General features: G+C 35.8%; 9 protein-coding genes, 3 pseudogenes and 1 other annotated feature. Of the genes and pseudogenes, 1 reads left to right on the forward strand and 11 read right to left on the reverse strand.

Annotated elements, in window-relative coordinates; translation table 11 throughout:
- The coding region (locus ACEO2X_RS11940) for a transposase domain-containing protein (RefSeq protein ID WP_136143756.1) at positions 1–94 on the forward strand (94 nt) is incomplete at its 5' end.
- 197 nt (positions 95–291) lie between these two features.
- On the opposite strand, the gene ACEO2X_RS11945 is transcribed toward ACEO2X_RS11940, so the two are convergent.
- The 11 genes and pseudogenes from ACEO2X_RS11945 to ACEO2X_RS11995 form a co-directional block, all read right to left on the reverse strand.
- On the reverse strand, positions 292–654 hold the full coding sequence (locus tag ACEO2X_RS11945) for a hypothetical protein (RefSeq protein ID WP_371972077.1): 363 nt from the start codon (positions 652–654) through the stop codon (positions 292–294).
- A 71-nt stretch (positions 655–725) separates the two neighbouring features.
- A complete protein-coding gene (locus ACEO2X_RS11950) occupies positions 726–1,526 on the reverse strand; it encodes a hypothetical protein (protein ID WP_371972078.1) in 801 nt (266 codons plus the stop codon).
- A gap of 43 nt (positions 1,527–1,569) precedes the next feature.
- A complete protein-coding gene (locus ACEO2X_RS11955; RefSeq protein WP_371972079.1) occupies positions 1,570–2,754 on the reverse strand; it encodes a hypothetical protein in 1,185 nt (394 codons plus the stop codon).
- Positions 2,755–2,795: 41 nt separating this feature from the next.
- Positions 2,796–5,039, reverse strand: a complete 2,244-nt coding sequence (locus ACEO2X_RS11960; protein WP_371972080.1) for a hypothetical protein — start codon at positions 5,037–5,039, stop codon at positions 2,796–2,798.
- A gap of 22 nt (positions 5,040–5,061) precedes the next feature.
- Entirely contained in the window at positions 5,062–5,424 is a 363-nt protein-coding gene (locus tag ACEO2X_RS11965; protein ID WP_340475816.1) for a hypothetical protein, read from the reverse strand.
- Between the two features lie 182 nt (positions 5,425–5,606).
- Positions 5,607–5,999: pseudogene (locus ACEO2X_RS11970) on the reverse strand (transposase family protein); the annotation flags it as partial.
- A 37-nt stretch (positions 6,000–6,036) separates the two neighbouring features.
- Entirely contained in the window at positions 6,037–6,441 is a 405-nt protein-coding gene (locus ACEO2X_RS11975) for a transposase family protein (protein ID WP_045796822.1), read from the reverse strand.
- Between the two features lie 142 nt (positions 6,442–6,583).
- Positions 6,584–7,817: pseudogene (locus ACEO2X_RS11980) on the reverse strand (IS3 family transposase).
- Positions 7,426–7,542: a sequence feature (AL1L pseudoknot), on the reverse strand. (Overlaps the previous pseudogene by 117 nt.)
- A gap of 126 nt (positions 7,818–7,943) precedes the next feature.
- Complete coding sequence (locus ACEO2X_RS11985; RefSeq protein WP_371972081.1) at positions 7,944–8,606, reverse strand: hypothetical protein; 663 nt, start codon at positions 8,604–8,606, stop codon at positions 7,944–7,946.
- Between the two features lie 73 nt (positions 8,607–8,679).
- On the reverse strand, positions 8,680–10,677 hold the full coding sequence (locus ACEO2X_RS11990) for a hypothetical protein (protein ID WP_371972082.1): 1,998 nt from the start codon (positions 10,675–10,677) through the stop codon (positions 8,680–8,682).
- A 267-nt stretch (positions 10,678–10,944) separates the two neighbouring features.
- Positions 10,945–11,061 (reverse strand): annotated as a pseudogene (locus tag ACEO2X_RS11995) (transposase); the annotation flags it as partial.

Genomic DNA, 11,061 nt, shown 5'->3' on the forward strand with positions numbered 1-11,061 from the left:
CTATTTAAGTGATGTGCTGAAAAGGCTGCCGACGCATAAAGCGACCCAAATAGAAGAATTACTGCCACATCGCTGGAAATCCAACTCAAATTAAAAAATAGGCATGGGGTTCAGCGGACGCTTACGTTAAAACTTGGCAATGGGGTTCACCGGATGCTTACTTGCTATCTGCAAAATGGGTGTATGCACTAGAAACTTACAATAAAAAACTTTACCAATTTTATACCAAAATATTTAAATCTAAGTGAGGAACAAAATAACTGCTATCACACCGTGTGAATCCCAAAATCATTATTTATCCAAATTGAACAATTGATCTATGTACCCACTTTTTACAGCATATATAAAGCTACCTAATTTTGGAAATTCAACTTCTACTAGAACATTACTTTTATTAGCAATAAAAAATTGTTCTATGATTTCTTTGTTATTTATAGACTCTATCTTAAATTCTATTCTTTTGCTATTTGGACCACTTATATACACGTAATTACGTGAATGATCGCGCAGTTCTACAAAACCGAATTTAATTGTACAGTATTTAGTTCCTGTAAATTCTTTGCCACAGGCTACCGCTTGTCCTAGCAACCCTTTAGCCTTCCGCAATATTCCTTTTTCATTTAATATAGTCTCAAGTGCAGCATCAGCCCGCACCGACAACTCTTGCTGATATATTATCTCTATAGAAATTGGAACTAATTTAGAATTCTTTTGATCTTTTAACTCTAAATTAATAGAACTACTAGAATTATTAATATCATTCCTAGAACTAGATATAGAATTTTGTTTTGAAACTTGGTTGTGGAGGTTGGAAACTGGCGTAACTCTTGTGTCCGTGTAGCTTTTTTTTTTAAGTGAATTTCTGAGAGTTTAACCTCTTTAGCCTCAACTAATAATGTAAATCTAAACTTATACTCGTCTTCATTTACAAGTTGAGTATTTTCCAGCTCTTTTTTAGATTCAATATAATTTAAATGAAGTGCTGACTGCATTTGAACAGACTCTTTCATTTGCAAGATCGACTTACAGCGTTGATAAAAAGCAATTTGAGATTGCTGTGAGCCAATGTAGCTATTGCTTAGCTGTACAACTTCAAGCCCGACATCCTTATACGAAAAATCATACAACCACTGCTTAAATCTACTTTGTAATTGTGCTTTATTTTGCTCTGAACTTGCGAAATATGTATCAATTTCATCTATGCTAAATAAACTATCCAAACAGCTTTGTAATTTAGTTTTAGATTCAGAATCATAAATTGCTTGTGTCCACGCTTGCATAAATCCAAGTAGCTGCGGAAGCTCAGACTCAAGTACAGGCTTAGTATCTTCTAAAATAAACGTATACCGAATCGGTGTATTAACTTTGTCTACCCGAGAGCTATTCATCCCACTTAAATAGATTCGCCATTGTTGGTTAGTATTACCTTCCACAATGACAGTAGGGTGTTCAAAGCTTGTATATTCCTTATAAGCCATCCACCAACTATCTTTAGGACTATCACCTAAAAATTGATAATCTTTCATCACACTACGAGTTTGGATATATATATTCATTTTTATCAACTTATTATACTAAAACCGAGGTACGATTACTAAAAGACTGATTACCAATGTCCTCAATGATCTCTTTCAATTTCTTTATTTGCTCTGATTGTTCTTCTAGTTTTTTAGTTAATTTGTCTACCTCTCCATATAGCCTTGTAGTTTTTTTGGCACGTTCTGTTTCTACTCCCCAAAAGCCCCAGAAATCATCCCAACCATTTTCTGCATCTTTAGCTTTTTGAGCTTCTTTATCCACATTTGATAAATCGGCAGAAGTAGAATCAAGTTGAATTTTTTCACGAATTTCTTGTGCTTTAAGTAAGTTTTTAAATAGTGTAATAAAAATATCTTCTCCGCCCTTACGTTTAATTTTTGGACTTTTACGGATAGCATAATCCGCACTAAAGCGTAAAAAATTACTTTCTTTATCGTGATCCCATTGACCATTAATAATTTCAACACAGCCTATTGTATCTACTGCTGTATAAATAATATTAAGTGCAGAGTTTTGATTATGCTCAAATTCGTTTTGCGCAGACTCAATGACCTCGGCATAATATTTTTCTACCAACCTCTTCAAATCGTCACTTTTATCTTTATTAGAAGTAAAGCCATTATCTGTAAAATAAGATTCACACTTTACTGGTGCAAAAATAATTGTCGATGGTTCATTTGCATGTTCATGATTACGATATTTTGCCCAATCTGTAATAATTTCTTTGATTTCTTCACTATGAATATTGTACTCAATCGCTCCCTGTTGCTTAGGGGCTATTGCTTCCATGAGAACTGGTGACTCAACAGGAATAATCACAACAGAACTACTGTGAATAAACTTTTTACACTCTTCCCAGTCATTTTGGCGCTGTTCAGGACGATTAGTTGGGTCAATCCACCCACCTGGGAAATCTAAAAGGGTAAAATTAAGCAGTGACTCATTAGCCCCGTCAGTTAAAGAAAATCTAAATTTGGTGGGTTCCTGCGTACCAGCAACAGCACCAGAATTAAAACTACCAGCATTCAAAGAACTCTTTAACTCTTTGGCATGAGTAGATAGCTTTTTTTCAGTTGCCAAGTCTAACGTCTTCAAATTTAGTGCTGTTCCTACTAATACCTCTTCTTTGGTACTACCAAGTATGGATGCAACTAGCGAAGTTTTACCAACGCGTGTAGGTCCTAGCATACTGATTTTATATTCCAGCTCACTCATTTTTTTAAATTCTCTTTTCTATAGCTACTTAAATTGAGTTTTTATAACCATTGATAAATATTATTAACACATGACTTTAATTTACTTACACGTGCGTTAGATGCATCAATTTCACCAAAGTGGTTAGGCCATATTTCATGACTATACGAGTGTGCTAATCGCTTAAACTCTCTCTCACTATCTCCCGATCGAATTAATTCATCCTCAAACTGTTCGGCAGCGGCAAATAAAACTAAGTTCGGCAGACGTACTTCCTCTAACAAAGCCTTTTTCGTATCGTAGGCTGCTTTCTTAGCAAGATTACTCATTTGTTGGTATAAATAATCTGCATCACCAACATCACCAACAAATTGGATTTCTTGTTCTCCCTCTGCATTTTCAATTTGATAATTCAGATTATCTAACTGTGCGCGTACACGAGGGTGGAATTGTGTACGGTATTCTAATTTTAAGGCCAATAAATTTTCTGTAGCCGTCGATAACGTCTCGCAAGGTTCATTTGCCTCTGCTAAACATTTAGCAAAATATTCTATTGCCTCTTTTTCAGTTTTATTATCCAACAAGGCACCTAGATTTTCTCCTAAAGTTTCAGCTACTTGTGCAAATAACTCCTTAAGTAAAGTATCATTAAAATAGTTATCTAATTGGCAATATTGTTTACTAATCTCCACTCGAATACGGTTTAACTCATCAACAGCAAATCGCCCATTATTGCGATCTCGCTTAGTTATTTTAGAAGCATTTTTCTTCCAAGCTTCTAAACCGTCCGCTTGTGAATTAAATCCATTATTTATCCAACTAATAATGTTCTGTGATATAAGTTCTACTCGATCAACAAACTCAGCACCATCATCAGATTTAGCTTTATGTTTTAGACTTAACACCATATCCGTTAATTGTTCTGATAATTCATTTCTCAAATCAGTCGCTAAATTGTCTATTTCTTCACGTAAGCTACCGCTATAACTGATTTGTTGAATAGCCTGCGTTAGATCATTCAATAATATTTTTATCTGACTCTCAACCGTACTATATTGGCGTAAAGTACCTTCAATAATTTGCTGATCCATTACTCCTAAACGTGATGCTAGATGCTCTAGCACTGGATTTAATACGTGTGTTTGCACACTCTGTACATCAGCATTATCAGCTTCAATAATATTGTATAAAGAACCATCTTGACCTTCGTTGGCCTCTCTCTTTATATGGTCACGTAGCGATATAATTTGCTGTTGGTTTACCCCACCTGTATTGATTAAAATAAATACAAAATCTTTACGGCTTTCAATATAGCCTCGAGCTTCATCTAATAAATCAGTAGCTTTACCATCTTCCGCCCCCCAATACCCCATACCTTCTAGCGGACGCTTAACTAAAATTACTAAATCAATATCATTTTTTAGTCCTTGGACATGATGTCTTTCCGCATCAGCTGCTAATTCACCTAAACCAGGTAAATCAATAATACCTAAATTATTCACTTCAACCGTTGGGAAAGAGCACTCGATTTTCGCTTCTTTGACCGCTAAGTATTTACGTATATGTTGTCCCGATTCCACTTGTTCATTTGTAGGATAGGCTACATATTCACGTAGTTGATCGAGCTCAAAAATTTTTTCTCTTTCTGAACTTTCTAATAAATCACGATAAGAAGCAAAAGAACGATGCATTTCATTCAAACGATTCAATAATGCTGCTTTCGATGGATTTTCTTGTATAGCTTCTGCTAGCTCTGCAATACGCTGTGGATATTGCATGTTTTGAAATTCTTGTGCTGTTTTTGGCAATTTATCTAATAATTGTAATTCTTTATGGTAAGGCTGTAAGACACTATCTCTAAATGAGGCAAAATCATGAAACTCAATTATTGCTCTATGCTGAATTGGATTATGATAAATTTGGCTTCTCACAGCAGTAACTGGTAATCCAGAACCCGTTGGAATTTGTTGTTCACCTAAACCAGAAATTTTTTGCAATAATGTGCTTTTACCGACCCTTGCACGGCCACTTACACCAATATTAATTGTATTTCGACTAAATCTTTGTTTTAACCAAGATAAATCAGCAAGCACATTGGGAATTTTATTATCAATACTCTCTATTGAAATATTTCTCAACAAATGGGCTAAATCATCTGGTAAAGCATGCTCTTGAAGTATTGAATGCGTCACCTGATTCAAATGCTTTAAATCACTTGAAATTTTATTCCAACGCTCAATTTCAGCTTCAACTTTAGGTAACTGATTTTTACGATTATCTAAAATTATTTTGATCTGATTCTGCATGTTTATAACCCTTATATTTCTATTATTTAAATTTTTTCTCTAAATCTTTAGCAATCGACCATCCAGTTGCTTCAATAAGTGCAAGTGTCATTGCAGGGGCAACAACTTGTCCAGCTCCTGGTATAAATTTTGAAAGCTCTTTTGCTACAACCTTCATAGGCTGTTTTAAAATCGTTCTCTTTAAAGTTAGGACCGTTAGACCTTTAGCCGCTTCTTGACTGAGATTACCACCAAAAACAGCAGCAAGGCTCATTGTCATAGCAGTCATTGCAATTATATCTGTAGCAACCCCTAAGCCCGGTACGGGAATTAGGTTTCCACCTGCCGCAGCCACAGCTGCAGTATGAATGATTTGATGACATCTTTTTTCTTCAAGTTTATTCATTTATATATTTTTTAAATTTACCAAGAAATTTGAATAAAATATAACATAGTGTTTAATAGATCTCTTGCATAAATCAAAAAACGATCTACCTTTTGCTGTTTATTTGTACCAAAGATATTGAAACATTCGGGCATAATCTTTGTATGAAATACATTAGACTTCCTTCATAAATCATTTTTCAATCAATTTAATTGTTTATCTTTCACCCAATCTAAATTGTATATGCCAGCAAGTAAATTAAACCGCAGGTTTAATCTTTTACGACGATTTCTATATACACAAGATAAAATCTTAAAACATTTCATCCTTCCAAATACATGCTCTACTTGAATTCGTCTACGACCAATCTCTCTATTTAACTTTTTTAATTCAGAATCTAGTTTTTCAGTTTTCTTTGCTTTAGATGGCATAAGGCATCCAAAACCCAATTTCTTTATCCCTAAATACCCCTTATCAACGATAAAAAAGGGCTTAAATTTTAATTTCCTCATGCTTTTTTTAAATATTTTAAAATCATGCATGCTTCCATGACTTCCACATACACTTAGTATTTCACCTGTTGTATAGTGCATAGATAGCTGAAATTTAAAGGTATGTCGCTTTTTTTTACCGCTATACCATTTCTTCTGTTTTTTTTGGACGTTGAACTAATATTTCAGTTGCATCAATCACAACAACTTCCCAATCCATTTCATCTCGATTAGGAAGTTGTTTTGGTAAGTTAAATTTTCCAGAACGGATTAAGGTATCTTCAATAACACGTGTTATACGAATTGCACTCGTTTCAGATACACCGTAACTCATACCAAGATGGAAAAATGTTCGATATTCTCTCCAATATTCTATACATAAGAGCAAACGATCTTCCAACGGTAATTTATGCGGTCGTCCTTTACCAATATGACGAGGTAACTGCTTATTTAGCTCGGCCAACATGAGGTTAAATGTAGCCCAACTAACACCGGTAAGCCTACGAAACTTAACGTCTGATAATTTTTGAATATCTTTGAATTTCATCCAAGGATTATCCATTGAATTAAATAATTTTGCTGATTAATTTAAGATCAAATAAATTGTACGTTTTTTGATTTATGACGGAAGTCTATTGATTCAAAGAAGCTGAACCGTACTGGGTTTGTCGGAGACTTTTTTATTTAAGTTAGGCCACCTGACCTAACGGGTTAATCTTATCATAGTACATTGCTTCAAACTCAAAAGGTGATACATAACCCAGTGCACTGTGTACACGCTCTTTATTGAACCAATCTACCCAGTTTAGTGTCGCAAGTTGTACATCTGCTAAACCTTGCCAATCTGCTTTTAAATATTCAATCACCTCTGTTTTGTATAAGCCATTCACCGTTTCAGCCAAAGCATTATCGTATGAATCACCAGTCGTACCGACTGATGCTCGTAAATTTGCAGCTTCTAAACGATTGGTATAGCGAATGGAAAGATATTGCACGCCTCTGTCACTATGGTGAATCACATTCTTTGGCATGTCTCGAGCATGTAACGCTTGCTCAAGTGCATCGAGCACCATATCTGTATTCATCCGTGTCGATACTTTCCATCCAACAATTGCTCGTGAGAAGACATCAATAATAAATGCAGTATAAACCCAGCCTGAATGAGTTTGAATATACGTGAAGTCAGCGACCTGAGAAGCATTGCTTCGCAAGGGTCAGGATGATCTGCATTAAAATTGCGTTTTACTAAGTCATCTGCTCTTTTTTGATCATCTCGGCTACGGGTGGTTTGTTTATTCTTACCACGCCAAACACCTTGTATACCTAGCTTCTGCATCAATCGAGCAACTGTACAACGTGCGATAACATAACCTTCACGTTTCAATTGTTGCCAGACCTTACGCACACCATATCGACCTAAACTTTCTTTCCAAATACGTTTGATTTGCTCTGCATGATGTAAATCATGCAGAGCACGTTTCGCTCGATGTTCTGGGTTATCAACGAGATCTAAAGCCCGATAATAGGTCGAAGCTGCAATCGGTAAAATTCTACAAATCGCTTCAACACCATATCGATCTTTATTGTTCTGGATAAAATCCACCATTATTTGTGTGGGCGGTCGAGCTCCGCCTGGGCGAAAAAAGCGGCTGCTTTACGTAGAATTTCATTGGCACGCTTTAATTCTTTAATTTCACGTTCCATTTGCTTCATTTTTTCTTGGTCAGATACCTGTTGTACTTTGGCAGGATTTAGTTGATCCAGATGCTTTAAATACCAAACACGCAATGTTTCAGGAGTACAACCGATTTTAGGAGCAATAACTGTGATTGCTGCCCAAGTAGAAGGATAATCTTTTTCAGATTCAATTAGTAATTGAACCGCTCTTTCTCTAATTTCGGGGGTATAGTTTGGTTTTTTCATCGGAATAGTCTCTCAGAATATTGAGTCTCCGACAAACCCGGTACGGTTCACCCTAATAGACCACATTCCAATTTTTTTAAAATGTTATTAAGTAATTAAATATTTTATATCATTTGATATTTATACCTAAGCAATCTTTACTACAGGATAAAATGGCTTACCCCATGTTTTATCATGAGAATGATTTAACATCACTTTCAACATTTCAGGAATTAATGTCGCTAGAATATTGCAGGCATCTTTAAGTTGAGCACGATTCACTGTACTATTAAAAGTTGCTCCGCCATGAATAATTTGATTACGTAAAGTATATAGATGATTAAAAACAGCAATGAGTATTTCAGGAGTATCTTTTTGGCTTAAAGCACTTAATGCCTTTTTCTTGTTTCGTTCAAAACTTTCGACCCAAATCTGTTCTGTGATTAAACCATTGTGATAATCCCAAAAAGGCTGAAAGGTAAATTGATTATTTAACAAAATACGGATGCTACCTGAGAAGGTATTCCAAACTGAATAATAAATTTTCTGTTCTTTATCTAAATAACAAATCCGATAGATAAATTGTACAAATGCCCCCTTATCCGCACTGCGTAAATCTGCACCTAAATCTTTCGCATAAACAGCATTAAAACCAATCCACAGAAAAATAAACTGTGAATCAAAGTCCTGTTCTTGTTTGGCCTGTTCTGCTCGCTGTAACCAGCTTAATGAACGATGGATACGTAAACGAAAATCTTCATTAAAGTGTTCACGGTTTTGTTTAAAGGTTTGTTGGATATCTGAAAGCATGTTTGTTTCTCAAAGCAAAATGAAAGTGAAAATAGGTTGCTTACCCTACAGTAAACAACCACAATCTATTGAATTAAATACTTAATTGAATGATACGATTGTTATTGGTCTGCTGGCGATGAACATCATCCAAACTCTGCGCTGTACAGATTTCAATTTCATTTGGTGAAAGTACTTTAGCAAATACCTTATGACCTTGCACATTACCAGATAATCGTAAATTTTGTTCAAACACACCTTTATCACCACGCTTAACTTGATTTTCAAGCGCTGCGCTAGATGAAGTTGTATAACCCATAACCAACACGCCATTGAGTGGCTTACCGAGTTCCGCCCACTCCTGATAAGTCTGTCCACGATGAATTGCCACTTGCAAAGTATCTCGTCTAAATGCACCAATAAAGTATTGGAATGGACTATCGGTATTATCCTCCGCAGCATGGTTGACAACTTTTAGTGTTTCCCCTGGACACAAACGTAACAACCCCAACGCCACACCTGTTTTTGCTGTTGGTGCATAAGCATTTTTAGGATCAGCATCTAAAGGTAAATGAATTTCCAGATCAGGTAATTCTTCAAAAATCTCTGCTAAATCTGCCAATAACAATTGATGTAAGGCTTTAGATTTCTCATCATCCAAACGTCCTAACAGGCCTAATACCATCCGTGATCGACTTGAGTTTCCAGCTAAAAGAATATGAATCAGCTCAGGTAACTTTTGATGCTGCTGTTTAAAGGCAACATTCATGGCAATAAAGAAGTCTTTTAAACCCTGACGAATACGATTTTCCAAAAACTTAATCAGTTCATCCTGTTTAATTGCGATCTCACAGTCTACAGTTTGCCCATCTTTATTAATCAGTTTAAACGTTTCTGTTCCTTTAGAATCAAGATCAATTTTTCCAGCTTCCCATAATGGTCTTAGTTTAGACATCATTAGCGTGGTATTGGTATAAGCAGCCTGTGTTTGTGCGATGAGTAGTTCTGAACCTGCAAAAACTTCTGCATCCAATGGCTTAGTAAATGCAATTTTCTTTTTATTACACTCGCTGCTATTCGCTTGAAATACCAGATATGCTAAGTTTTCTAGTAAGTTTTCACCACCCAAAAATTGGTCACCTGATGAACCAAAATGTTCAATGACATGATCCCATCCCTCATCATGTTCGTCGTCATTTGGATTACGATAGAAACCATAGTCAAAATCGGTTGTGCCACCACCAAAATCAAATACGGCATAGGAAACACCACCATCATCAGGTTCAATTTCCAGACGCTCTAATGCCGCAGCAGCAAAAGCAGCAGGTTCAGAAGCCAGCTCTTCCACACTAAACTCATTAAAGCGTTCATCATAAATCAATGATTCAGGCAAACTACGTTGTAGTCCTCGGCGAAATGCTGCCAATATTCGGGCTTTCACCTCATTGGAATATTTCACAGGAAAAGTTAAATAATAGTTGAGGAAGATACCCCTTTCTCGCCAGTTAATGGTCATTCCCAAAAACCACGCATAAACTTCGATTGGGTCAAGTTGTGGGTAATCTTTACCGATTTGAATTGGCTGACCTTTGACAGGATTATATTCAGTTAAAGGTTGTAGTTGATATTCATACTCTTGTTGGTCACGTAAACAAACTTTCGCTGTTTGTTCATTCCGCAAAGCCCATTGTTTTAAGCGAGCAAAAATACTACTCACCACTTTGGTATTACTATTATTATTGCGTAATGCGGCTCTTGCCTCATGTGAACAATGGATATTATCCCAATCAACCAATGGACGGTAACTTTCGCTCTGCCATTCATTCAAAAAGTTTTGTAAATCTAAAAATTCTAAAACAGTCGGGTTTTCATATTGTTGGTCAGTAATTACATCTTTGGCAAAATCTTTTTCCTGCATCCCAATACGCAATAATTCATCTTTACCATTTTTACGAATGGCAACCACCGTACTACTTGTACCAAAATCAATTGCGACATTGGCTTCCCGAATATCCAAAACGGGGTTACGATCACGGCAGAATTGTTTGGACTGAACCTTTGTATATTTACCCTGTAAAGCTTTATTTACCACTCCTAGATAAAGTTCAATCCCTTCCGATGTACCCGAAATATAGTATATCCAACAATAATCGGGACAATCTAAACAAGCAATTACATTTTCAAGGTCTTGTCGTAATATTGCTTCTTCTTCGGCAGAAAGCTCAGTAATACGAAAAAAACGAGCATTGCCATTATTAAGCTCAAATTTTTCATCCCATTGGTGTTTATTCAGGCTTAAAATTGGAGTATTACTCCATCCTTGTGTCTGAGATAATTCCCGAATAAAAGTAAGCTGTCATTAAAAAGTAAACATGTATTCTTTTCCGAATTGGTTTGATACTCTCTCCACCCATTGCTCTATTTTATCAGCTGTCATGACTTGAAAATCTCGCCAATAATATTTCATCTGCTTCCA

This window comes from Acinetobacter sp. AL9, assembly GCF_041464035.1.
GTDB classification, from domain to species: Bacteria; Pseudomonadota; Gammaproteobacteria; order Pseudomonadales; family Moraxellaceae; genus Acinetobacter; species Acinetobacter towneri.

Bases quoted from the DNA above. Each gene is read 5' to 3' on its own strand.
- ACEO2X_RS11950 (WP_371972078.1), bottom strand. From the start codon at position 1,526: ATGAAAGATTATCAATTTTTAGGTGATAGTCCTAAAGATAGTTGGTGG.
- ACEO2X_RS11955 (WP_371972079.1), bottom strand. From the start codon at position 2,754: ATGAGTGAGCTGGAATATAAAATCAGTATGCTAGGACCTACACGCGTT.
- ACEO2X_RS11960 (WP_371972080.1), bottom strand. From the start codon at position 5,039: ATGCAGAATCAGATCAAAATAATTTTAGATAATCGTAAAAATCAGTTA.
- ACEO2X_RS11965 (WP_340475816.1), bottom strand. From the start codon at position 5,424: ATGAATAAACTTGAAGAAAAAAGATGTCATCAAATCATTCATACTGCA.
- ACEO2X_RS11975 (WP_045796822.1), bottom strand. From the start codon at position 6,441: ATGAAATTCAAAGATATTCAAAAATTATCAGACGTTAAGTTTCGTAGG.
- ACEO2X_RS11985 (WP_371972081.1), bottom strand. From the start codon at position 8,606: ATGCTTTCAGATATCCAACAAACCTTTAAACAAAACCGTGAACACTTT.